Origin of the sequence: Rufibacter sp. XAAS-G3-1 (assembly GCF_013623775.1) — a bacterium.
Lineage (GTDB): Bacteria > Bacteroidota > Bacteroidia > Cytophagales > Hymenobacteraceae > Nibribacter.
In genome coordinates, this window is sequence record NZ_JABFAM010000009.1 from 151,500 (window position 1) to 175,540 (window position 24,041).

21 protein-coding genes are annotated in these 24,041 nt (G+C 52.6%); 14 read left to right on the forward strand and 7 right to left on the reverse strand.

Going from position 1 to position 24,041, the window contains the following annotated elements:
• The first annotated feature begins 845 nt into the window (after nt 1-845).
• From HHO50_RS12235 to HHO50_RS12295, 13 genes are all read left to right on the forward strand, one after another.
• The gene (locus HHO50_RS12235; RefSeq protein WP_181306341.1) at nt 846-2,000 is read left to right on the forward strand and encodes an XdhC/CoxI family protein; all 1,155 of its coding nucleotides are present in this window, start codon (nt 846-848) and stop codon (nt 1,998-2,000) included.
• 3 nt (nt 2,001-2,003) lie between these two features.
• On the forward strand, nt 2,004-2,609 hold the full coding sequence (locus HHO50_RS12240; protein ID WP_181306342.1) for an NTP transferase domain-containing protein: 606 nt from the start codon (nt 2,004-2,006) through the stop codon (nt 2,607-2,609).
• Between the two features lie 640 nt (nt 2,610-3,249).
• Nucleotides 3,250-3,777 carry a (2Fe-2S)-binding protein gene (locus HHO50_RS12245; protein WP_181306343.1) on the forward strand — a complete coding sequence of 176 codons (528 nt, stop codon included), beginning with the start codon at nt 3,250-3,252 and terminating at the stop codon, nt 3,775-3,777.
• On the forward strand, nt 3,774-4,766 hold the full coding sequence (locus tag HHO50_RS12250) for a xanthine dehydrogenase family protein subunit M (protein WP_181306344.1): 993 nt from the start codon (nt 3,774-3,776) through the stop codon (nt 4,764-4,766). Before HHO50_RS12245 ends, HHO50_RS12250 begins: the two co-directional genes overlap by 4 nt.
• Entirely contained in the window at nt 4,763-6,982 is a 2,220-nt protein-coding gene (locus HHO50_RS12255) for a xanthine dehydrogenase family protein molybdopterin-binding subunit (protein ID WP_181306345.1), read from the forward strand. The genes HHO50_RS12250 and HHO50_RS12255 overlap by 4 nt, the downstream gene beginning before the upstream one ends.
• 337 nt (nt 6,983-7,319) lie before the next feature.
• Nucleotides 7,320-7,559 carry a molybdopterin converting factor subunit 1 gene (gene moaD / locus HHO50_RS12260; protein ID WP_181306346.1) on the forward strand — a complete coding sequence of 80 codons (240 nt, stop codon included), beginning with the start codon at nt 7,320-7,322 and terminating at the stop codon, nt 7,557-7,559.
• Between the two features lie 9 nt (nt 7,560-7,568).
• Complete coding sequence (locus HHO50_RS12265; RefSeq protein ID WP_181306347.1) at nt 7,569-7,979, forward strand: molybdenum cofactor biosynthesis protein MoaE; 411 nt, start codon at nt 7,569-7,571, stop codon at nt 7,977-7,979.
• A gap of 7 nt (nt 7,980-7,986) precedes the next feature.
• Nucleotides 7,987-8,979 carry a GTP 3',8-cyclase MoaA gene (gene moaA, locus HHO50_RS12270; RefSeq protein WP_181306348.1) on the forward strand — a complete coding sequence of 331 codons (993 nt, stop codon included), beginning with the start codon at nt 7,987-7,989 and terminating at the stop codon, nt 8,977-8,979.
• A gap of 399 nt (nt 8,980-9,378) precedes the next feature.
• Nucleotides 9,379-9,858, forward strand: coding sequence for a cyclic pyranopterin monophosphate synthase MoaC (gene moaC / locus HHO50_RS12275; protein WP_181306349.1), 480 nt, complete (start codon nt 9,379-9,381; stop codon nt 9,856-9,858).
• A 32-nt stretch (nt 9,859-9,890) separates the two neighbouring features.
• On the forward strand, nt 9,891-10,976 hold the full coding sequence (gene moeB, locus HHO50_RS12280) for a HesA/MoeB/ThiF family protein (protein ID WP_181306350.1): 1,086 nt from the start codon (nt 9,891-9,893) through the stop codon (nt 10,974-10,976).
• Nucleotides 10,973-11,740 (forward strand): sulfite exporter TauE/SafE family protein, encoded by a 768-nt coding sequence (locus HHO50_RS12285; protein WP_255478715.1) that lies wholly within the window; start codon nt 10,973-10,975, stop codon nt 11,738-11,740. The genes moeB and HHO50_RS12285 overlap by 4 nt, the downstream gene beginning before the upstream one ends.
• A gap of 4 nt (nt 11,741-11,744) precedes the next feature.
• The gene (gene glp / locus HHO50_RS12290; protein ID WP_181306351.1) at nt 11,745-12,935 is read left to right on the forward strand and encodes a gephyrin-like molybdotransferase Glp; all 1,191 of its coding nucleotides are present in this window, start codon (nt 11,745-11,747) and stop codon (nt 12,933-12,935) included.
• A 154-nt stretch (nt 12,936-13,089) separates the two neighbouring features.
• Entirely contained in the window at nt 13,090-13,410 is a 321-nt protein-coding gene (locus tag HHO50_RS12295) for a hypothetical protein (RefSeq protein ID WP_181306352.1), read from the forward strand.
• Nucleotides 13,411-13,564: 154 nt separating this feature from the next.
• Here HHO50_RS12295 and HHO50_RS12300 read toward each other — a convergent pair whose 3' ends face one another.
• The 4 genes from HHO50_RS12300 to HHO50_RS12315 form a co-directional block, all read right to left on the reverse strand.
• Nucleotides 13,565-14,026, reverse strand: a complete 462-nt coding sequence (locus HHO50_RS12300) for a DUF4268 domain-containing protein (RefSeq protein ID WP_181306353.1) — start codon at nt 14,024-14,026, stop codon at nt 13,565-13,567.
• 274 nt (nt 14,027-14,300) lie between these two features.
• Nucleotides 14,301-15,287, reverse strand: a complete 987-nt coding sequence (locus HHO50_RS12305) for an aldo/keto reductase (RefSeq protein ID WP_181306354.1) — start codon at nt 15,285-15,287, stop codon at nt 14,301-14,303.
• A gap of 172 nt (nt 15,288-15,459) precedes the next feature.
• Nucleotides 15,460-16,353 carry an aldo/keto reductase gene (locus HHO50_RS12310; RefSeq protein ID WP_181306355.1) on the reverse strand — a complete coding sequence of 298 codons (894 nt, stop codon included), beginning with the start codon at nt 16,351-16,353 and terminating at the stop codon, nt 15,460-15,462.
• Nucleotides 16,354-16,603: 250 nt separating this feature from the next.
• Nucleotides 16,604-17,266, reverse strand: a complete 663-nt coding sequence (locus HHO50_RS12315; RefSeq protein ID WP_181306356.1) for a hypothetical protein — start codon at nt 17,264-17,266, stop codon at nt 16,604-16,606.
• A 98-nt stretch (nt 17,267-17,364) separates the two neighbouring features.
• Between HHO50_RS12315 and HHO50_RS12320 the strand changes: the two genes are divergently transcribed.
• Entirely contained in the window at nt 17,365-17,871 is a 507-nt protein-coding gene (locus HHO50_RS12320) for a 2'-5' RNA ligase family protein (protein WP_181306357.1), read from the forward strand.
• Nucleotides 17,872-18,120: 249 nt separating this feature from the next.
• Here HHO50_RS12320 and HHO50_RS12325 read toward each other — a convergent pair whose 3' ends face one another.
• From HHO50_RS12325 to HHO50_RS12335, 3 genes are all read right to left on the reverse strand, one after another.
• Entirely contained in the window at nt 18,121-21,450 is a 3,330-nt protein-coding gene (locus tag HHO50_RS12325) for a UTP--glucose-1-phosphate uridylyltransferase (protein WP_181306358.1), read from the reverse strand.
• Nucleotides 21,451-21,510: 60 nt separating this feature from the next.
• Entirely contained in the window at nt 21,511-22,461 is a 951-nt protein-coding gene (locus HHO50_RS12330; RefSeq protein WP_181306359.1) for a UTP--glucose-1-phosphate uridylyltransferase, read from the reverse strand.
• 317 nt (nt 22,462-22,778) lie between these two features.
• Nucleotides 22,779-23,540, reverse strand: a complete 762-nt coding sequence (locus HHO50_RS12335) for a Mut7-C RNAse domain-containing protein (protein ID WP_181306360.1) — start codon at nt 23,538-23,540, stop codon at nt 22,779-22,781.
• Between the last annotated feature and the right edge of the window lie 501 nt (nt 23,541-24,041).

Sequence of the window (24,041 nt, forward strand, 5' to 3'; positions counted from 1 at the left end):
TGGCTTATTTTTCAGAAAATCAGCTTAAAGGAGAAGAACATTCCTTTCATAACAGTCACAGACAAACGCTTGCACCTGAGTTGACCAATAAGAGCTTGCAAATAGGGATCATTATAGTAGTTTTAATTTCTTGGTTCATCTCTACCCGTGGTCTACGCCTCAAATTTCATTTCCTGATCTGCACCAGCATGTCATTGCTGGGGTAAGCAGGGGGCTTCTCCGCTGTTAACCTACCATTCCGTGGGGCATACCTTAGACGTGCTGGCACAGGTAGAGGCCCTTGCCCGGGAAGAAAAGGTGACCCAGGTGGACAGCCCAAAAACACTATCAGGGCACTTTATAGATGTTCACCCTCGAACTTTCATCTAAGTATTCGGACAAAATTAGGTTGACTTACTTTTCTTGTCTTCCTCCTGGGAGGATCTTGGTGGCAAACGGCAATAGCGCTCCATCAAAGCTATTCTAGTTCGCCCACAAGATCCTTCCAGGAGGGCAAATAGGAGAACGTAATGCTGTCTCCGTACTTAGAGCACAATTTAAGCTTTCTTGAATATGAACTTATTTAGTAAAGCCAAGGTGAAACACCCTTGCCCTTGCTGCGTGTTCTCCCCAGCAAGGGCGAGGGTGCCCGCGTCTGGATTGTTGGCGAGAACACGCAGCAAGGGCGGCGGGGTTGTCTATCCTAGTGCTTCACTGAACAGGTTCTATAGGAAAGACAATCTGCTTCAAGGAACATCTCTGAAAACCATGGCCCCCTTTATCCAGTAACCATAAACTCACTCAGGAGTAGAAAACCTATCTTCGTTTCAATTACAGAAGAAAATTATCTCTCCCCATCAGTACGCATGAAGGAATTACAGGAAATAGTAGCGGCTTACGAGCGGCACCAAAGCAAAGGGCTGAAAACCGCTCTGGCCACGGTGGTGCACGTAGAAGGTTCCTCTTACCGAAGACCCGGTGCCCGGATGCTGGTGTCTGAAGACGGGCAACTCACCGGGGCCATCAGCGGGGGTTGCCTGGAGGGCGATGCCTTGCGCAAAGCCCGGATGGCCATGGTACAGAGAGCACCCAGCCTGGTCAAGTATGACACCATGGACGATGACGACTCTAAATTAGGCGTGGGCCTGGGCTGCAATGGCATCATCCATGTTCTCATTGAACCGATTGAGGCGGCAGACCCGGTAAACCCGATGGCACTCTTGCAGCAGGTGGTGTCCCACAGAAGAAGCGCGGTGGTGGTGACCCTTTTCTCTTTACAAAACCGCCGGGGGCCGCAACCCGGCACCCGCCTGCTCCTGACCGAAGACGGCTTGCAGGTAGGAGCCATAGAACCGGAAGAGGGGAAGGAACAAATCACCCAGCATGCCAAGGAAGCCCTCCAACAAGGCAGTTCTTCCTTCAGAACCTACTCCTTTGCCCAAGAACTCACCGGCTTCATCGAGTTTCTTCCCCCTGCCCTTTCCCTGGTGATTTGCGGTGCCGGAAATGATGTGATGCCCCTGGTAAACATGGCCAATCTGCTGGGTTGGCACACCACCGTGGTAGATGGCCGGGCAAATTATGCCACCGCACAACGCTTTCCTACCGCCCACCACGTTTTGGTGTCTAAACCAGATAACGTGCTGGAACAGGTTCTGGTAGACAGAAAAACTGCTTTTCTGTTGATGACGCACAACTACAACTATGACCTGGCCATCCTCCGGAACCTGCTTCCGCTGGAGGTTCCTTATATTGGCGTACTAGGCCCTAAAAAGAAGCTGGAAAAATTAGTAGAGGAATTACAGGAAGAAGACCCCACCATCACCAGTGACCAGTTGAAAAGCGTCTATGGCCCCACCGGTCTTGACTTGGGGGCGGAAACAGCAGAAGAAATCGCCTTGTCTGTGCTGGCGGAAATCAAAGCCGTTTTTGCTAGAAGAGACGGCCGTTTCTTACGCGACAAAAAGGAAAGTATCCACGCCAATCCTCAGCCCACCCAGCCCCACCCTATTCATTCGTAAAGCATGTCTACTACAGGCATCATCATATTAGCGGCTGGCTCCTCCTCCCGTTTAGGTCAGGCAAAGCAACAGCTTCTCTACAAAGGAAAAACGCTGCTGCAACATGCGGTGCAGACGGCCCTTGACACCGGCATAAAAAACGTCATAGTAGTGCTTGGGGCTAATTCTGAAAAATTCCTCCAACACCTACCGCTTTCACAGGTGCAAGTCGTCCAAAATCTGGGCTGGGCCGAGGGCATGGCTTCTTCTATCAGGTTAGGCCTGGCGGAACTGCAGAAGGTGGCTCCTCAAATTACCCAAGTTCTGTTCATGCTCTGTGACCAGCCCTTCGTCACCGCAGCTTTATTGAACGAGCTGGTTCAGAAGAAAGAGGAAACAAAAAAAAAGATAGTCGCCTGCTCCTATGCAGATACCTTAGGGGCCCCAGTCCTCTTTGACCTAGCCTTTTTCCCTGAACTTCTACAGTTGAAAGGCCAGGAAGGAGCCAAAAAAATACTGTCCAAACATCCCGTAGACATCGCACCCCTTTTCTTCCCATTAGGAGTAGTAGACATAGACACCCCTTCAGATTACACCTTTCTTATACAGAAGGCTAACGCCATAGACTAAACATTCTGCTTTAAGTTCTCTTTACATCAGAGCCCCGCTGATGCGTTTAGCGGCTGGTCTAAGAAAAAGGGGCTGTAAACGGCATACGCATAGACACTGGTAGGAACTGCGTACGCTACAAGGTCTTTGGAGCGGGCGGCACTGCGGAAAACAAGCTGGAAATACGAAAACCTGTGAGGTCTCCAAGACCTCACAGGTTTAGCAGCTAATGGGTTTAAACCAGCTGGCGCGAGACTCCAGTCTCGTGGCTTAGGATGAAGCGAGTCTCCAGACTCGCCGGGAGCCATCAGCAGTAAGGCGGAACATCCGTTACCAATACAATCTCATGCAGAATATTTCGGGCATTATCAGTCACTCTCGGCAGAGGAAAATGGAAGTGATATTGGTGCCTTTTCGGAAAAACAGGCCAAAAACGGCTCTGCTGTTTCTAAGGTATCCATTTGTACCCCTTTTCTGTCTAACAGAAAGTAGAGAGAACCCGTAAACCCCATAACTGCAAGTGCACAGGTACTTGCAGGTGCGGTTGGATAGGCGAACCAGTAGCCCGTGTAGGAAGCCACATAACAGGTCAACCGGATTCATCAGAGAAGGCAGACTTGTCCTTTAAAAAGATTGTTTCACCCGTTCAACCGGAATTTCCATGAGCCCAGAAAACGCTCCCGGCACCGCCGCGGCCCAAAGGCCCACGTTGCCCGAGACCAGAACCGTCACCTTACGGGTGAACGGCACCAGTCACCAATTGCAAATCGCCCCCTGGACATCGGTGCTGGATGCCTTGCGGGAACACCTCCAGCTAACGGGTACCAAAAAAGGCTGCGACCACGGTCAGTGCGGGGCCTGTACTATTCTGCTGGACGGCAAGCGCATCAATTCCTGCCTCACCCTGGCCGTAATGCAGGAAAACAAAGAAATCACCACCATTGAAGGCTTAGCCAAGAATGGCGAGTTGCACCCGGTGCAACAGGCTTTCATTGACCATGATGCCTTTCAGTGCGGGTATTGCACGCCGGGGCAAATCTGCTCGGTGATTGGCCTGGTAAACGAAGGAAAGGCCAAGACGCTGGACGACATCAAAGACCTGATGAGCGGCAATGTCTGCCGTTGCGGCGCGTACGCGAACATTGTACAAGTGGCGCAGGAAGCGCTGGAAAGGAATACCGGCCTATGAGACCATTTACGTTTACCCAAGCCCCAGATATAGCCACCGCCGTGCAAGAAGTCTCTTCTGACGGAGCCAAATTCATCGCAGGAGGCACCAATCTGCTGGATTTGATGAAAATTGACGTGATGCGCCCCAGCCATTTGGTGGACATCACGCAGATTGCCTTGGACACCATTGAAGAAACCGAGCAGGGCGGATTACGGCTGGGAGCGTTAGCCAAGAACGCAGATACCGCCTACCATCCGCTGGTGGAAGCCCGCTATCCGCTGCTCTCCCACGCCATTCTGGCCGGAGCCACCGCCCAGTTGCGCAACATGGCTACCGATGGAGGTAATCTCCTGCAACGTACCCGCTGCTATTATTTCTATGACACGCACACGCCCTGCAACAAACGCGAACCCGGCTCGGGCTGTTCGGCCATTAACGGCTATAACCGAGATTTGGCCATTCTGGGCACCAGCGAACATTGCATTGCCACGCACCCGTCTGACATGGCGGTGGCCTTGGCAGCCTTGGAAGCTACGGTGCACGTGACCGGCAAAAACGGCGACAGAGCTATTCCGTTCGCAGATTTTCACCGGCTCCCCGGCGATACCCCGCACCTAGACACCAACCTTCAGCCAGATGAAATCATCACGGCCATTGAGTTACCGGCCAAAGGCTTCGCGCAGCATTACACGTACCTCAAACTGAGAGACCGTGCCTCCTATGCCTTTGCTTTAGTATCCGTCGCGGCGGCGCTTGATTTGGACGGTGATTCCATCAAAGAAGCCCGCATTGCCTTGGGCGGAGTGGCGCACAAACCCTGGCGCGTACCAGAGGCCGAAGCTTTGCTGCAAGGGCAACCCGCCACCAGAGAGAATTTCAGGAAAGTGGCAGAAGCGTACCTGCAAGGGGCCAAAGGCTACAAAGACAACACATTCAAGATTGAACTGGCCAACCGCGCCATTGTACGCGCGCTGGAGCAAGCCACTAAAATGGAGGCGATAGCATGAAAGAGAACTATACAGGAAAGCCGGCCAACCGCGTAGACGGGCGGGCGAAAGTAACCGGCGAGGCGAAGTACGCCGCGGAGTTCAATGTTCCTAACCTGTTGCATGGCGTGGTGGTGAACAGCGCCATCGCGAAAGGCACCATCAAAAGCATTGACACCTCCGCGGCTTTGCAGCTAGCCGGAGTGGTGCAGGTGTTCACGCATGAGAACCGCCCGGGCTACACTTGGTTGGATAGTCATTACATGGATGAAGACGCCCCGCCGGGCTCACCGTTCAGGCCATTTTACAACAACCAGATTCTGTTCAGCATGCAGCCTGTCGCCTTGGTGGTGGCCGAAAGCTTTGAACTGGCGCGGTATGCGGCCCTGCTGGTGAAAGTGGAGTATGAGGCACAGCCGCACGAAACAGACCTGGAATCCAACCTTCCCAGAGCCTATACCCCGAAGAAGTATAAATCTCCTCCTCCCACAGACCCGCGCGGCGATGCGGATACTGCTTTTGCCCAGGCCACTTTCAAAGTAGAGGAAGCCTACGCGCACCCGGCCCACCACCACAACCCCATGGAGATGCACGCCTCTATTGCCATTTGGCACGAAGACGGCAAAATGACCATCTATGACAAAATCCAGGGGGTACAGAACAGCCAGAAATATATCTCCACCGCCTTCGGGATTCCGCAGGAAGATGTGCAGGTGCTTTCGCCCTTCGTGGGGGGTGCTTTTGGCTCGGGTTTACGCCCGCAGTACCAGTTGTTTCTGGCGGTGCTGGCGGCAAGGGAACTGAAAAGAGCCGTGAAAGTAGGACTTACGCGGCAGCAGATGTTCTCCTTCGGGCACCGGCCCGCCACCGTGCAGCGGCTGGCGCTGGGTGCTTCGGCCGAAGGCGAACTGGAGGCGGTGAAGCATGACGCCATCGCGGAGACCTCGCGTTTTGAAGATTACAACGAAGATGTGGTCATCTGGCCCGGTGTGTTGTACGACTGCGAAAACGTGAAAGTAAGCCATCAACTGGTAGACCTGGATGTGTTCACGCCGCTGGACATGCGCGCTCCCGGCGGGGTTACCGGAACATTCGCGCTGGAAGTAGCCATTGACGAGATGGCCTACCAACTAGGAATAGACCCGCTGGAGTTCCGCCTCAAAAACTACACCAACACCGACCAGAACAAAGGCAAGCCCTACTCCAGCAAGGAACTGAAGGAATGTTACCGGCAGGGGGCCGAAAGGTTTGGCTGGTCTAAACGGAAGATGGAGCCCCGCTCCATGAAAGAAGGCCACCAGCTGATTGGCTGGGGCATGGCCAACGGCGCGTGGGAAGCCAAACAACAGGAAGCCGCCGCCAAAGCCGTCTTCAGTCCGGACGGGAAACTCACCGTCTCCTGCGCCACCGCCGACATCGGGACGGGTACCTACACCGTCATGTCCCAGATTGCCGCCGAAACCATGGGACTTCCGCTGGAAGAGGTCACGTTCAAACTGGGAGATTCCACCCTGCCCAAGTCTCCGCTGGAAGGTGGTTCCTGGACCGTTTCCTCCGTAGGCTCCGCCGTGAAACTGGTGTGCGAAAAATTGCAGGAGCAGCTTCTGGAACAGGCCCGTAAAATGGAGAACTCTCCGTTTAAAGATGCCAACCCTGAAGATGTTTCGTTTGCCGAAGGAAGAATGTTTTTAACCCAGGCTCCGGCGCAATCCATTTCCATTCTGGAGGCAGTGCAGCAGAACGAGGGACAACCCCTGGTAGCGGAAGCCTCCCAGAAGCCGGACAAGAATCAGAAAAACTATTCCAGCTACTCCCACTCCGCTACGTTTGTGGAGGTGATGGTAGATGAAGACCTGGGCACCGTGAAAGTTACGCGTATGGTAAGTGCCATAGCCGCAGGCCGCATCATCAACCCTAAAACAGGCCGCAGCCAGATATTAGGCGGTTCCGTCTGGGGAATTGGCGCCGCCTTGCAGGAACACACCGTAATGGATCACCGCCTGGGCCGCTTCATGAACCACGACCTGGACAAATACCACGTACCCGTCTCAGCCGATATCCATGAAACAGACGTAATCTTTGTGGAAGAGAAAGACGAGATTGTAAACCCCATAGGTGCGAAGGGTTTGGGCGAGATTGGAATTGTGAGCATCGCCCCGGCTATTGTCAATGCCGTCTTCCATGCCACCGGCAAACGCATAAGAGAACTGCCTATTACGTTAGATAAGTTACTATAAACGTTTAGGGGCCGTTTTCACGAAAACAGCCCTTAAACGCAACACTTCTTTGGTCATTGCCTAAAAGAAAAGTAGATTTATACAATGAAGCCGTTTAGGGTTTTACGCCTGTTTTCATAAAAGTAGCCCAGAAACGGGGTGCAAGCGAATGCTTGCGGCAGTGCCGAATAAACCTCTTGTTTTTGGCCTGTTTTCGTAAAAGTAGCCTAAAAACGGAGTACAAGCGGATGCTTGCGGCAGAGAAATTGCTATGAAGCTTGTGCATAAAGAACTCTAAACGGGTTCAATGGTGCAGGCCTACAGTGTGGTAGGCCGATAAAAACGAAAGAACAGAACGATGGAAATACTCCTGTTTGGGATAACCCGGGAAATTGTGGGAGGGTCAACCCTGACGGTAGAACCAGAACAGCCGCTGGAGACGGTTGGGCAACTGAAAAACTGGCTTGCCGACCGTTACCCCGCTATTAAAAAACTAAGCTCTCTGGCCATTGCCGTAGACAGTGAATACGCCGATGACGCGCATCCCCTCGCCCCTGGCCAGGAAGTGGCGCTGATTCCACCGGTAAGCGGAGGGTAAAGATAACCTATGGTAATCAAGATTGTTACAGACGTTGACCTAAACGAAGCGTACCAGTACTTACAGGCACCAGGCGCGGGCGGCATTGACTTGTTTGTGGGTACCGTGCGTGACCATGCCAAGGGAAAAAAGGTGGTAAAACTGGTGTTTGAAGCCTACGCGCCCATGGCCCTCAAAGAAATGCAGAAAATTGCCGAAGCCGCCCAACAACAGTGGCCCCTTGAGAAACTGGTCATGCTGCACGCCGTGGGCGAGAAACTGGTGGGCGAACCGGTGGTGATTATCGGGGTGGCCTCGGCGCACCGCGATGCCGCTTTTTCGGCTTGCCGTTTTCTCATTGATGAACTGAAGAAGACGGTGCCCATCTGGAAAAAAGAATTTTACGAAGACAACAGCGTGTGGGTCAATGCCCACCCCTAAGCCCCAAATGAGTAAATCCCAGTTGATAGATAAATACGGCCGGCAATTAACGTACCTGCGGCTCTCGGTCACTGACCGGTGTAATTTCAGGTGCTACTACTGCATGCCCGAGGAAGGAATGGATTTCGCCGCGCGCCAGGAGCTGCTGTCCTTTGAGGAACTGTACCGTTTATCGGCTGTTTTCTGCGATTTAGGCGTAAACAAGATCCGGATTACGGGCGGCGAGCCGTTCGTGCGGGCCGGAATTATCCCGTTTCTGCGGAAGTTGAGCAAACTGCCCGGTCTGGAGGAAATCACCGTCACCAGCAACGGGTCGCTCACCAAACCCCAAATTGAAGCCCTCCAGGAAATAGGCATCCGGAAAATCAACATCAGCCTGGACTCCTTAGACCGGGAACGATTCTTCAAAATCACCCGCCGCGACAAGTTTGAGGACGTGTACGCCAGCATCTTTCAGCTGATTGATAGTGGTTTTGACATCAAACTGAACTGCGTGGTGGCCGAAAACAAAAACATCCAGGACATCCTCCCCTTCGTGGAACTGACGAAAGACCACGCCTTGGCCGTCCGGTTTCTGGAAGAGATGCCCTTCAACGGCAGTGATACGTTTCAACTCCCGCAATGGAGCCACCGCGAGATTTACCGGCACATCCAAGACCAATACCCCGTTCTGGAGAAACTGCAGAGCGAACCTACCTCTACCTCGGTCAATTACCAAGTGCCGGGCTACAAAGGTTCCTTCGGCATTATTCCGTCTTTCAGCAGAACCTTCTGCGGCACCTGTAACCGCATCAGGCTGGGGGCTACGGGTGAACTACGCACCTGCCTCTACGGCCCCCCCGTTACCAACCTCCGCGACTTGATACGCCTTGGAGCCTCATCAGAGCAAGTTGAACAGGCAATCTTGGGAGCTGTGAGCAACCGGGAAAAAGACGGTTTCGCCGCTGAAGCGAGTTATACGCCTTCCAAACATGAATCCATGTCGGTGTTGGGGGGATAAGCTGGGGTTTGCCGAAAGCATATGTTTATTGCTGTGCGTAGAGTTAGCGTCAGCGCTCTACGCACTAGCCGGATAGCCAATCTCCTGATTGGCGTAACGGAAAAGTTATTTGCACAGACGCTCACAGGTCTTCCAGACGCTACTAGGTCTTTTGAGCGAGCGGTACAGCGCTGGCAGACAAAAACTCCCCTCCTAGTTTAGGAGGAGTGCCCAAAAGGCGGGTGGTGAAAAGCGGGTAACAGAATAGCAGCTTTGATTAGCTGCAATCCCGGTTTCGCTGTTGCACAGCGAGGGTAGTCAGAGACTCGCGCCAGCTGGGAATAACAATGAATGCGAGTTCCTGTTTCAAAGTCAAAATCCTGAAAACAGCGCATAAACAGGTATTACATAGAGAGAAGCATGAGTTCACTTTCACATATTAATGAACAGGGCCAGCCCAGCATGGTAGATGTGTCACTTAAAGCGGTGACGACCAGAACGGCCGTAGCCGAAGGCATTGTTCGTTTCCCCGAAGCCGTTTATGAGCAGTTGGCAGGTCAGAACTTCCTAACCAAAAAAGGGGCCGTATTTCAGACCGCCATTATTGCGGGGGTAATGGCCGCCAAGAAAACGGCAGACATTATTCCGCTGTGCCACCCCCTGGCGCTGTCCACCTGTAAGATTGACATTGAAGCCGCTCCTAACGCATCGTTAAAGGTAACGTGCCTGGTGCGCTGCGAAGGCAAAACGGGCGTGGAGATGGAGGCTCTGACGGGCGTATCGGCGGCGGCGTTGTGCATCTATGATATGTGCAAGGCACTCACCCATGACATTGTGCTATCAGACATTCGGTTGGTAGAAAAGACGGGTGGTAAATCAGACATCCTTGCAGCACACTAAAGAAATAGGTGAATCTTTCCAAAAACTGAACCATGGAAAACCGTTATAGCCGCCAATTGCAACTGCCGGGTTTTGGGGCCGAATCACAAAAGAAGCTTCAAAACGCCAAAGTGTTGGTAGTGGGTGCCGGAGGCCTGGGAGTTCCCGTGCTGCAATACCTGGCCGGTATGGGCGTAGGCAAGCTGGGCATAATAGACGGCGACCAGATTAGCCTGACTAACCTGCACCGCCAAGTGCTATACAATACCGCCGAGGTGGGACAGCTGAAAGTGGAGGTAGCGGCGCAAAAGCTGGCGCAGCTCAATCCCGAAATTCAGCTTATCCCTTATCACACGCACCTCACCCCGCAGAATGCACTGGGTATCTTGGCAAACTATGACTTGGTGATTGATGCCACCGATAATTTTGAAGCCCGTTACCTCATCAATGATGCCTGCGTGCTGTTGGGTAAGCCATTTGTGTACGGGGCCCTGCACCAGTTTGAAGGACAGGTGAGCGTGTTCAACTGGCAAGGTGGCCCCACGTACCGATGCCTCTATCCTACTCCGCCCTCGGCGCAGGAAATCCCGGACTGCAATACTGCCGGTGTGCTGGGCGTAGTGCCCGGCCTGATTGGCTGCCAACAAGCGCTGGAAGCGGTGAAAGTGTTAACGGGAATTGGGAAATCTCTTTCCGGGTACCTGCTTATGCTGGATTTTCTAAACCAAAGCCAATACAAGATCAAGCTGAAGGCCAATCCCGAGAACCAGAACATCACCAGCCTGCAAATCTCGTACGCGGTGGCCAGTTGCTCAACGGTACCAGAGGTTTCGGCCAAGGAACTGTATGAATGGGTTAAGGAAGGAAAGAAACTTCTGTTGCTGGATGTACGGGAACAGGACGAGTATGTGAAAGGGCACCTGCAGAAATCGCTGCTGACGCCCTTGTCGGTGTTCAGGAACCAGATAGACCAATTGCCGCAGCACCTGCCTATTGTTACCATTTGCCAGAAAGGAAGCCGGAGCCAAAAAGCCGCCGAAATGCTGTTAGAGAAGGAAAACAGCGCCGAAGTCTATAGTTTAGCGGGCGGCATGGAGGCCTGGTTGAGCCAATTACCCAATAAGCTGGTCGTGCAATGATGGGTCTGGAGGTAAACCTGCTGTTACTTATTCTCAGTTTCTTCGTTATCGCCACACTGTATTCGTCGGTGGGGTTTGGCGGCGGTTCCAGCTATTTGGCTTTGCTGGCGCTGTTTCTGCCCAATTTTCTGGAAATTAAATCTACGGCCCTGCTTTGCAATTTGGTGGTGGTCACCGGCAGCACTTACCTGTTCATCAAAGAAGGTATTTTTGACGCGAAGAAGTTTTTACCCTTGGCCATCTGCAGTGTTCCCGCCGCCTTTCTGGGAGCTACCTTCGCCCTTTCCCAGGCGGTTTTCTTTATTTGCCTGGGAGCGGTGCTGGCGTTTTCGGGGGCGTTGCTGATCCTGCAGTTTTTCACGCAACCCGTTGCTAAAGGTATTCTGTATAGGCATCACTCCCGCTTTTTCAACTTTTCATTAGGTGTCAGTTCCGGTTTGGTGTCGGGCTTGGTGGGTATTGGCGGCGGGATTCTGCTTTCGCCGGTGTTGCACCTGCTACGGTGGGCCGATGGCCGAACCATTGCGGCTCTGGCTTCCTTTTTCATTCTGGTGAACTCGGTAGCGGGTTTACTGGGGCAAGTGGCCGGAGGTAATTTCAAGGTAGATGTTTCGCTGTTGCTGCCCTTGCTGCTGGCCGTTTTCCTGGGCGGACAGGTGGGCACGCGGGTGAGTTTGAAGAAGATCAAGCCCCAGGCAGTAAAAGGCTTAACGGGTGTTTTCGTTTTGTGCATCGGCTTGAGGCTGGTCATCAGTTATCTTTAGCGGCATGATATCAGTAGCGGAAGCCTTACAACGGGTGTTGCAACACAAAGCAGAACTGGCCATTGAAGAAGTGGATTTGCTCCAATCGGTGGGCCGGGTGCTGGCGCAGGAAGTCATCGCTGATCGGGATTTCCCCCCTTTTGACCGGGTCACCATGGACGGAATTGCCATCAACACCCAAGATTTCGCATCCGGCACCCGGTCTTTTCCCGTTGCACAGATCCAGGCCGCCGGTTCTCCGCAGACCTCCTTATCCCAAGCCGGGCACTGCCTGGAAGTGATGACCGGGGCCATGCTCCCCCTAAACACAGATGCGGTGGTGCGGTACGAAGATTGCGACCTACAGAACAACGTAGCCAGCGTGCTGCTAGAACAAGTAGTATCTGGGCAGAACATCCATCGGCAAGGTTCAGACAAGAAAGCCGGTGAGGTGTTGCTAACTTCAGGTGTTGTTATCACTCCCGCTATCATAGGCACCTTGGCTTCGGTAGGTCTAGGAAAAGTGAAGGTGTACCAAGTCCCCAAAGTGGCCGTCTGCTCCACCGGCGATGAACTGGTTGAAGTACACGCAAGTCCCCTCCCGCACCAGATCAGGAGATCCAACGCGTTTATGCTGGCCGCCGCCTTGCGGCAGGAAAACATTCAGGCAGCCCTTTTTCACCTACCGGATGAGCCCGAGATCATGCGGCAACGTCTGGCTTCCATCATTGCCGACCATGACGTTTTGATTTTGTCAGGGGCCGTGTCTAAAGGGAAGTTCGATTTTCTGCCGCAGGTGTTGGAAGAATTGGGTTTTTGGGCTGTTTTCCATAAAATAGCCCAAAAACCGGGCAAGCCCATGCTGTTTGGGATGCTGCCAGAGCAGAAGGTGGTGTTCGGCCTGCCGGGAAATCCGGTCTCTACGTTCGTTTGCTACCAGCTTTTCTTCCGGCCCTGGCTGAGGGCTTCTCTGAAACTACCCCAGGTAGAAACCCAAGCCCAATTAACTCAGCCGATCACGTTTAAACCAGCCCTCACGTATCACGTGCCGGTGAAGCTGCAAAACGTTAACGGCACGTTGAAAGCGACTCCCATCGCCACCACCGGATCTGGGGATTTGACCAGTCTTCTGGACGCAGATGGCCTATTGAGTTTTCCGGCGGAGCAGGACACGTTTGCCGAAGGAACCGCTTTTCCCCTCACCTTGCTTTCTTAGCCGGGCCTGTTCTGCTGCAGGGCTGGGCAGAGGCAAATCAACGTAACCTTGTTTTAGCCCTGTTTTAGAGAAATCAGCCTAAAAACAAGTGCTAGAATCCCCTGCTTACTGGCCTGTTTCCGTATAAAGAGGGCAATACTAACCGGAGAAAATAATGGAAAATACAACGTATGATGCCGCGCGTCACCGCGAACTGAATGGCTATTTCAGGGATAGAATCCAGCACCAGTTAACGACAGACCCGCACCTGCAGAACCAGGTAGCCCAGGGAAACAGCTTACAGTTAAAGGAAATTGTGGAGAGCCTCACGCTGAATGACCAGGTTCTATGGAAAGAATTCCTGCACCTGGATCAGCTTAAAATGCACCAGGATCTACAGAATCACTTAGAAGGAAAAGGCACTCCCCTGCACGACGGCTCTGGCTTTTACCGCCAGCCAGACCAGGAGAACGGCGAGGAAAAGCCCCTTTGGTGAAGAAAGCCCTGCTAAGGAACTGATCGTTCTTCTAAAGCAATGAAGACTCGCTCGCCTCTGAGGTGCGGGTGGGTACCTGCGGCTTTAAACGAAGCGCCATCATCTGAAAGCCTTTACACAACTCAACACCAACAAATCACTTCCTGCCAACTCTTTATTTCAATGACTCAAAACTGTACTGGGCATCGCTCCAGAATTGATCCAGGGCGATAATGCGGGGTTTGAAGAAGGAGATGAGCGCGGGCCAGTCTTCACGGTTGAACACGTTGACGGGGCCAAGCTCTTTGTAGATGCGGCTGACGGTTTCGCCGAATTCATTGGTGGTGTGCAATTCCCACGCCCATTCCTCTCCTAGCGTCTCGTGCAGATAGGTTTTCAGCTCCAGGAACTGCTCAAAGAAAAGCTCCTGCAGGTCGGGGTCGGGGTGCGTTAACTCAATGCCGATGGACGCGTTCCTGGTTTCGGCCCGCATTCTGAAATACACGTACTTGAGGCCCGTCTTGTAGTTTGACCAGTTGATTTTCAACCCTTCCGCCGAAGGATGGGGTGCAATGTACTGGCCAAAGGTTGTCCAAAAGGCTTGTCTTAGTTGCGAGGCTTGTTCTCTGGTGTACATGTTTTTCCGCTTCTCTGTGGAATAAATGGGAGTACATAAATACCTATTTTTAAGTATTTTTTATGACTACTTAAAAACAGTACTTTGCAGACAGATGGAGTTAGAAACAGGCTTCATCACAGGTTTTACTTATGTTAGAAAGGGGGCATCGGGGGACGCCCCCTTTTTGTTTTTTCCGCCTTTTGCTTTTCTGCCGCTGCGGTGTACCACCTTGTTTCAGCGGGCTGTTTTTAGCCTAAAAAAGGAAAATACCTGAAAAAGCCTTGCCTCTGCTCTACCACTGCTGATGCACGGTGGGTCTGATGTACTGGTCGTAGATTCTGCGGACACCTTCCATTTGCGCTGGGCTTAGCGTAGGCAAAGCGGCGGCGGCCAGGTTGGCGCTCACTTGCTCGGGCCGGGAAGCACCCGGAATCACCGTACTTACCTCGGGGAACATGAGCACCCAACGCAGTGCCCAGGGCGCTAACGGTTCCTGCCCCGGGAAAAGTCTTTTTAGTTCTTCCACGGCCTCCAGGCCCAGGTCAAAGTCTACGCCGGAGAAGGTTTCGCCTTTGTCAAAGGCCTCGCCGTTGCGGTTGAACGCGCGGTGATCCTCGGGATTGAACGTGGTCTGGTGCGACATTTTACCGGTGAGCAAGCCGCTGGCGAGGGGCACCCGCACAATGAGGCCCACGTTGTTTTCTTTGGCGGTAGAGAACAACTGCTCACTCGGCTTTAGCCGGAACATGTTGAAGATAACCTGCACGGTGGTCACGTTGGGGTAGCGCATGGCCATGAGGGCCTCGTCTACCAATTCTACGCTCACGCCCAGGTTCCTGATTTTGCCCTGCTCCTTCAACCGGTCAAACACCCCGAAGATCTCGGGGCGGGTGTACACTTCGGTGGGTGGGCAGTGCAACTGGATCAAGTCTATGGTTTCCAGCTTCATGTTGCGGAGGCTCTGCTCTACGTAGCCAGTCAGTTTTTCAGGGGAATACCCCTGAGGGACATGCGGCTGGATCTGGCGTCCGCATTTGGTGGCGACAAAAACCTCTTCGCTGCGGCTTTTGACTACTTTGGCTACGGCGGCCTCGCTGAGGCCGTCGGAGTACACATCGGCGGTGTCAATGAAATTCACGCCTGCGTCAATGGCCGAGTTTATGATGGTTTCGGCGGTTTGCTCGTGGAAAGGCTCGCCCCAGCGGCCGCCTACCTGCCAGGTGCCCAGTGATATCTCTGATACGTTGAATCCGGTTTTCCCTAATGTTCTATAGTTCATGTTTTGGAGCGTTTAATGAATGGACGTATTGTATGTACTTAAAAAGGCCCAGAAAAGATAGCGTCTCCCATTTTTCAGTAGACAGAGAAGTTGTTTTGAGTTTATCTTTTAGATTTTCTCTTTTGAGGCTGTTTTCCTGAAATCAGCCCCAAAACAAGTGCGACAGGCTACCTTACCGGTGTTGCTCGTACACGGTTACCGGTATTTGCCTTTGCAAAGAACGGATGGTGTCTGGTGAAAGCGCGGGTGCATTGGCGGCGGTTAAGGCTTGTGCCAGGTGATGCTTGGTTCTGATGCCCAGCACCGCCGAGGTTACTGCCGGATGGTGCAACACGTATCTCACCGATGCCTGGATGGCGTTTTCCTCTCCTGCAATTGCCTTGAGTGCTTCGGCGGTTTGGGTCACTTCTACCGCTGTGTGGTTGAGGTACGGTTTAGGGAGCTTGCCCAGTAAAAGGCCCTGGGCCAGGCTGCCCCGCGCCAGCACCCCAATCTGGTGTTGGTGCAGGAGATCCAGCATTTCTTCCTCGGGACGGCGATCCAGCAGGCTGTACTGCATCATGACGCTCACCAGGTTAGACCGCTCCACGTACTCGCGTATCACGTTGGGCCGGATGGACGAAATGCCGTAGTGCCTGATTTTGCCCTGTTGCTTTAGTTGTTCAAAGGCTTCAATGGTTTCGTCTATGGGGTCTTCTATGGTGCCGCCATGCAGTTGGTACAAGTCAATGTAATCGGTTTGGAGCCGACGGAGGCTCTGCTCCACGGCTTCCAGAAGGTAGGCTTTGGTGGGGTTCCAGTCCCAGCCGCTGCCGTCTGGCCGCCACTGGTTGCCTACTTTGGTGGCGATGATGACCTGATCCCGTTTTCCCTTGAACGCTTTGCCCACCGTTTCTTCGTTCCGGCCTTTCTCGTACAGGTCGGCGGTGTCAAAGAAGTTGAATCCCGCCTCCTGGGCCTGGTGCAGCAAACGGAGGTTCTCCTCTTCAGACCCAGTTAAAGACATGCACCCAAAACTGATTTCGCTTACCTGTAAGTCTGAGGTTCCTAGTACTTTATAGTTCATACGCGCTTCTTCTGCTTGAATGAGACAACTGCCTCTGCTACCAAAGGTAACAGGAAACTGGTTTTAGGCCTGCTTTCCTAAAAGTAACCCCGAAACACCAACGCCCACATTCCTTTACAAACGGAAGGACAAGTAAGAAGATTCGGGCGGATGATGGGCTGTCCCGCTTCTGTTTTAAGGCTGAATTCCAGAAAACAGGGCAAAAACGATGGCTTCTGGTGGATTACTGCTTGGCGGCGGGAAGCTGGGTTTAGACTTTTCGCCACGGGCGAAGGCCTTCGGCTTTCATCTTGGAAGACAGCAGCAGCAGGTACGTTACGTCCAGCACGAAGATGCCGCAGTACAGCAAGAGGAGCAGGTACGAGTTAGGGAAATACAGGTAAAACAAAACCGACGGGAAGACCGTCCCGATGAGTTTACTCAGGCCAATGTACATGGATTGCCCCGCCGAACTCTCCCGTTTCAGCAACATCCTGACAAACAGCACCGACATCATGAGGTTCTGCGCAAAGGCGGCGTAAATACCGATGTAGTCATTAAACTCCCGCGCCATAAACGCGATGGCGAGCGCGCAGTACACCAAAGTAAAAAGGAACGTGCCGTAGAATGACTGCGGCGGAAGTTGCCGGGGAAACTCGCGACGGCCGTATTGGAGGTACTGCACCAGAATGCCTACGTCAAACAAAAGCCACAGGTAATCTATGTACAACTGCGGCTGCGGGTGCGGGTACACAAACGCGAAGATGAACTCCCAGGAAACATTGGCGCACAGCGCCACCATGGGCATGCCGTAGAGCTTGTCTTTGTAGCCCCGGCGTAGAATCAAGAGGTAGGTGATGGTCCAGAAAAGGCCGCTGCCTACCATTAGAAAATGGCTTAACGCAGTATTGATGTGAACCGGATCTTGCAACATACTTTTCCTAAACAGTTTTAGGGGGTTTTGGTTAGGAGGATGGATGACTCAATTCCTCATTTTTAAATATTCCAGAGTATTCCAAGAAAAATTAACTTATGTCCACAAACCCCCTCATCCTAACGCTCACGCTGAACCCCGAAGCGGCTGAGTTCTTTTCCAATCTCCGCGACAAGCACTTTCCGCCTGAACGTAATTACCTAAAAGCACACCTTACCCTGTTTCACCATCTCCCTCCGGCTGAACAAAAGATTACCGAACTTCTTGCAGACGTATGCCAAAACCAAAAGCAAATGTCCTTGGAGGTAACAGATCTTATGAGCTTGGGTAATGGAGTAGCTTTCAGACTTGTAAGTGAAGAAGTACAGCAGTTGCACCGATACCTTCAGCAACAATGGGAGCCTTTTCTTACGCCGCAAGACAAACAGAAACTGCGCCCGCACATCACGGTTCATAACAAAGTAAAGCCCGAGGTAGCCAAAGCGCTGGAGAACGACTTACGAAGTACGTTCCAGCCGTTTGAGATCACCGGCACTGGCGTCGCGCTCTGGGAATATGTAGGCGGCCCCTGGAAGTTCTACCAGGAGTTTCCATTTTCAGGCTGATTTTCGATAACTGCGGCAAAACAGGATGGGTGAAATCCTTATTGGAAATTAACTGAAGCACTAACCTCCCCTTTGTCATCCTGAAAGGAACTTGTGGGTGAACTAGAATTGCTTTAAAGCAAGGTTACTATAGATGGCCCACACAATCCTTTAAGGGACATTAAGAGGCTTTTTTAAAAAAGAAGGGTCAAAGTGCGTGCTTTATAAACACGCACTTTGACCCTTGTTTTCCTCTGGCACTGGTGCTGCTTAGAATTGACCTAAAGCAACAATGTAATCTCTGCTTCCATCGGTGACCCAAGCGTCTAGCTGGGCGGGGTCTTTCATCTGCTGCCCGCGTTGGCGCGGCACGGCAATGTACCCGCACTTAACATCCGGCAATGCCGACATGTCACTCCACAGTTTTTCAATCTGGGCTACCGGGTAAATGTCTTCCTGGCCGTGTCCCCAACGGTATTTCACGTCTTTGATGGTGACATACGTAGGCATGCGGTGCGCCACACTTCTTACCGCCTTGGCTAATCGCGCTTCGTCCCCGCGAAGATCTGCCCGAGTAAGCCCGAACAGCGCCAACAATGGATCTATCTGAATCCAAGTGGTCATGGTGTTGTAGTAGCTTAGGTTCAGTTCGTCTTCCTCGCGGGGCTGGGCCAATCCCTCGAGTAGACGAACTTTGCCGTTCACGCGGGCCAATCCGCCCCCGCGGTCTTCAATGCGACGCGCCACCACTTCAAACGTAAGCACGTTGCCGGAATCCAGGTGATGGCCTAAAGCATCTGGATGAATATCAGCGCCCAGCGTATCAATGTTGTGCAGCATGATGGTTTCCAGCCGCGGATTCTCCTCCAGAATCTGTGCCAACACCCCGTTCCTGAGCATGTTAGATACTTCGTACCAGTGCCCTAAGGGCGAGAACCGCTGCGAGGCAATGTTGTCTGCGTAGTCAGAACCTTCACCCTTACTCTTGGCCCAGTCAATCATAGACCTTCGGCCAGATTCCCGGACTTTCTGCTTGTTTTCGTCCAGCGTTTCCTGCGGCATTTCTTCCCATAAGAACCTAAGATCGCGCTCCATAGGCACATACCGCTGACCAATAGAACGGCCCGTAGACAAATACACCGGCCCTTCGTAGCCATACTTCTGGGTCAGCTCCAACTGTTTTTTGATGGGCTCATGCGTGAGGTAACTGGTGGCCACAATGTGCGGCAGTTTGGCTCCGTATTTAGCAGAGACCGCTTTGGTTTTGGCCAAATGGATTTCCAGGAAACTGCGGTGCACGCCTTCTACCTCCACAAATGGATTCAAAGCTTTGATTACCCCGGCCCCTTTTGTCCAGCGGCTACCAACCCCGGCGGCCAAACTCAACACGCCCACTTTGCCGGCTTTAATGGCCGCTTCACCCGTAGCCGTAGCGTTGGTGAGGCTTTCCAATTTGGCAATATCTGTAGGCTGCACGTCTTCAATGGAAGTCTCATTAGGCAGACGGTTGCGCGACAAGCCGATGTAGCCTTTCTGTAGCTGCTCCCTGATTTCTTCGTGCTGGATATAATCAAAGCCGTTTTCTTTTTTGATGCGGTCGGCTTTCTCGTTTTCATTGCTGCGCCCGCCCTGGCTAGACGGGTCAGATACCTTGAACAGATTGCTCACGATGGTGCGCAGCAAAGGATACGCCACGTTGTTCTCTCCGCAATGCGTGGTGAAGAAATCAATCTCAGCCCTTCGCACATAAGAAATGCTCTGCGGGTCTTTCTTCACCAGGTCAGACACGTGAATGGCATAGTATTGCTCCGGCATCATCGCCTCGTTGCCTACGTGCAGATACGACCACGACCCTTTGTTGTTGATGTTCCAGTTATATACCACCGGTTCCATGGCAAACGGCAAAGAATCAGAAAGTTCTGCTTTGGTGGCGCGTAGAATTTCCAGCACCCGGCCCTTGTAGTCTTCGTACTGGTCTGGGTTCACAAACATGCCCATGCCGCCGCCCGACATGCCGCCCAGCATCAAGAAGCCCAGGTAATTCTCCCCGAACTCTTTTTTCGCCCTGCGGATAATCTCTTCCGTGAAATGCGTGGATGCCCACGGAATAATGGTTTTGATGGGCTTTTCGAAATTATGGGCAGTATTCGCCGCTAACTTCCGGATGTCGCCTTCTCTGAGGGCCGCCAGAATGTTGTCAAATACCAGGTTGGTTTGTTGACGCGCTTCCCACTCGTTCTCTCCCCGGAGCAGGTATTTCTCGGTTACCATCTCCAGAATGGGCCCTACGTTGGAAGCCATCCCGCCGTGCATGAGCACCAGCGAGTTCATGAGTTTGTCGGCCATCTCGGGGTGAATCTCCTCGCCCTGCAACACGCGGTGCCTTGGCAACAACGTCCCGCGGCTAATGCCGAATTCCGGGTCGCCTTCCTCGGCAAACGTGCCCTGAATGGCTTTGATGCCCGGCCAAACACCCCCAGAGTCCTGCCAGCCCCCGCCGGAACCGCCAATCCACTCGCCTAGAATGGCTCTAGAAGCGACTAATCGGCGTTCGCTTTCATCGAGTCCGCCCACCAGGTTCTTCGTCTGGCCGGTAGCCCGCATCAACAAGCTGATGATGGAACCCAACAGGTTGGTGGAAACGGCAAAGCGCGAACCCTTCGGAATATCATTCACGCGGGTCACCAATTCAATCCCCATGCCCGGTGCCACAATGCGGGCCAGAATATCGGGCAACGACTGGTTGGTGCCTTCAAACGAGGGCGGAATCAAGCCCGAGGCAATCACCCCGGCTTTCACCAGACTCAGGTAATCGTTCCCGAAGTTGAACAGGTCGTCCAGCTCGGTTATGTCTTTGGAAGTATTTAAGTCAATACTGGTCACCCGCAGCACCGGCTCCGGTATCACCCGCACATACGACTGCAACGGCGGCCGAATGTCTTTGTCGCGCCCGAACACGCCCAGGTTGATGGAGATGTTCAGCACCCTGGCACCCTCGGGATAATCCATGCCCAAAAAGAAGATATCTGACCACCCGCTGTGGGTTAAGTCCATGCGCACCGAGGTCTGCTCTTCCAGCACAGGGTAGAAAAGTGAGCTTTCCTGCCGCTGCAACAAAGCTGGGTGAATCTTGATAGGATGCTCTTCCTGATGCCCTACCCTAAACATCCACTGGTTTCCTTTGCTGGAGCGCACGCTCTTGCGAACCTGGTTGGCCAATATTTGGAAAGACAGGTGGTGGTAGCTTTCGGCCAGTCCGCTGAACAAAGCGGCATTGGGGCCGTGCGTGTCTATCTCCTTTAAGAACGTAGTGATAGCGTGCTCAAATCGGCGGGCCAGCAAATCCTCAAAGCCCGCGTACGGAATCTTGCCGGTGGCCGGCGTCTCCGCCGACTCCATTAAGAAGAAACGGTAACCGGCGGCCAGAAAGAGAATGGCGCGTACTTTGTCGTATAAACTAGGGGTGGTTTTCCTGAAATCATCTAATTCCCGCAGTGCCTTGAAAAGCTCTCTGGTAGAAAGGCTCCGGCTCATCTGGAAAAACGAGCGGTTCCTCTCAGTAGGGTCAGTAGATGTAATGGTTTGTATAAAGATGTTCATCTGCCTCTTGAATAAGCAATTAGGTGCGTATTGGATGCTCTCCTAACTTGCTGTAAAACCCTATTTTGTTTGACGTTGATTGGCTTCGGCCAGCAGCTCTACCATGGTGGTGAGCGTTTCATCGTGGGCTTTGCCCGCCAAACCTAGGGCAATCTGCGCCTGCAGCAACCCTTGCTTTTTACTCAGGTCATAGCGGTTTCCTTTTACTTCCAGGGCCAGGTATTTCTCGGTAGAGGCCAGTTCCTGCAAGGCAGTGGTCAACTGCACGTTCTGGCTGCCGCTTTCAATCTGCGTTTGCAGCATAGGGAAAACCGAAGGCGTGAGCACGTGCATCCCGAAGAAGCAGAGGTAATAGCCCGCCCGTAAACCCGGGGTTTGCAGTTCCAGTTCGGCGGTGCTCAATGAGGGTTTTTCAATGATTCTGTCTATCTGGTACACGCCTTTTTGGTTAGGCTGGTGCTTGCCCGTAAGGGTGCCGTAGCGGTGAATCTGGTGCTCAACGGTGGGGTTCACCGCCGAAACGGCGCAGCCTTCCTGCACCGCCAAACTGATCAACTGGGCCGCACAACGCTGTTCAGCCAAACCAGACACGTACAAGTGATCACCCAATAACAGCAGGAAAGGCTCCTCTTTCACGAATTCACGGGCGCTGTACACGGCGTGGCCGTAACCCAAGGGTTCTTGTTGTTCTATGAATTGCAGACGCGTGCGCAGGTGGTCTACTTTATCGGCTTCTTCCTGGGCCCAGTCAGAGTTCTTGAACGAGTCCAGTAAGTTGTTCCGCAGCGAAGTGAATGCTTCCTGGTACCGCGGCCCATCGCCGGGGGCGCAAATCACGCAGATTTCTTCTATACCGCTGGCAAAGGCCTCTTCGGCAATAATCTGGATGGCTGGTTTGGTTAGTCCGTCAATGTCAATGACGGGCAGCATGGCTTTTTGTACGGTATCGGCCACAGGATATAACCTTTCGCCACGGGCGGCAGCTGTGATGACAGCTTTTCTTATTTTCATAGAAATGTTAGATAGCAGTGTTTTGGGGAATCAATAGAATATTCCAAGTGCTAATATAAGCTAATATAAGCCTCAGAAGCATGCATTGAGAGAAGATAAAAAGCGGATTGTGCCTCCAGGGCAAACGGAGATAAGCCTTTCTTCAGGCGGAAGGCGGTAGGTTTGGATGTTGCGTTGCTTCTACTTTGGTTTAATGGCTATTTTCTGAAAAGAAGCAAAAAACTGAAAAGCAATGCGTTGTATACTGAAAAGGCAAGGCAACAAAGCCCAGCTTTGACAGAGGGCAATTTAGAAGATACCGCAGGAGTAAGCAGGAATTAAAAGGTGCTTTTAAAATTATCTTCCTGTAAATGCTCCACAAAACTCAGCATCTTGCCAAAGTGAGAGCCTTTCCAGTACACCTGTTGGCAACGGGTACATTGGTAAAACAAGTGGAAGTACTGCTTGGTCTTGGGCTCGAGTAAGTGCAGGATGTCCTGTTTCTCTACCTCCTGAATCTTTCCGTTACAGACCAAGCAGCGGGTAAAAGGCGCTAGTTGCGGGGCCAGGTTAAACCGAACCATGACCTCCCGCAGTTGCTCCTCCCACTGCTGAGACCGTAGCCAATACCCCCAGCGCACCGGTTTGTGCTTCAGCAGCCCTACGTCCCTGGTCAGCACAATGCGTTGCTCCTTCACCGCCAGGTGCACAAGGGCAAGCTCATCATACTCGTTTTCATAGAAAGCGTCAAACCCCAGTAACCGCAGGTAACGGGCCAGTTTGCCCAGGTGTGCATCCAGGATAAAAGCCGCAGGAACGGGAGCAGGAATCTGCAGGGAAGGCAAGGGACTTCCTGAACCCTCGGGCACAACCGGAAAAACCTCCACTTTCCCTTGGTGCGGCAAAGGGGCTGAAAAGGTAGCTTCCCTCCCATTCACGCTGATACTCCCTACCTCGGGGTGCGGCACGTTACAGGCTTCTATCACATCTTTCACCGCCGGTGCTCCCATAAAAGAATAGGGCATCCATTGCTGGCGCGCGCCGCTGGGTAGAAAGTCGTTTAAAGAACCGTGAAAAAGAAGTTGCGCTACGTTCACCATAGTTTCCCGGTTTATAGTATAAACTGACCTTTCGCAGAAGCCCAATTTCCCAGTTCATCCCGCGTAGAACAGGAAAACCCCGCTGATGCGTTTTAAGGCTGTTTTACAGAAAACGAACTTAAAACGCAGATACCTGTGAGTTCTCCAAGACCTCACAGGTTTGAGTGCAACTGGCCCGGGGGGCCAGTCTCGCGCCAAAGGATGAAGCGAGTCTCCAGACTCGCCGGGAACCACCGGCAGCTTTGCGTATCGTCCTATATAAACTACTTTCAGGAAAGTAAAAGGTTGGCTTTCCTATGCGGAAGGGAGCATTTAAAATCGAACCTGTTTAGAGTTTTTCTCAACTGGCCTTTAAAGCAACTCCTCTGTTGCAAGCGGCTGTAGGTGCCATGCATTTTTAGGCTGATTTTATGGAAACAGGCCAAAAACAAGAAGTTTATCTGTACACTGGCGCCTGCCGCTGCTTGAACTGCCGTTTTCAGGCTATTTTTATGAAACATG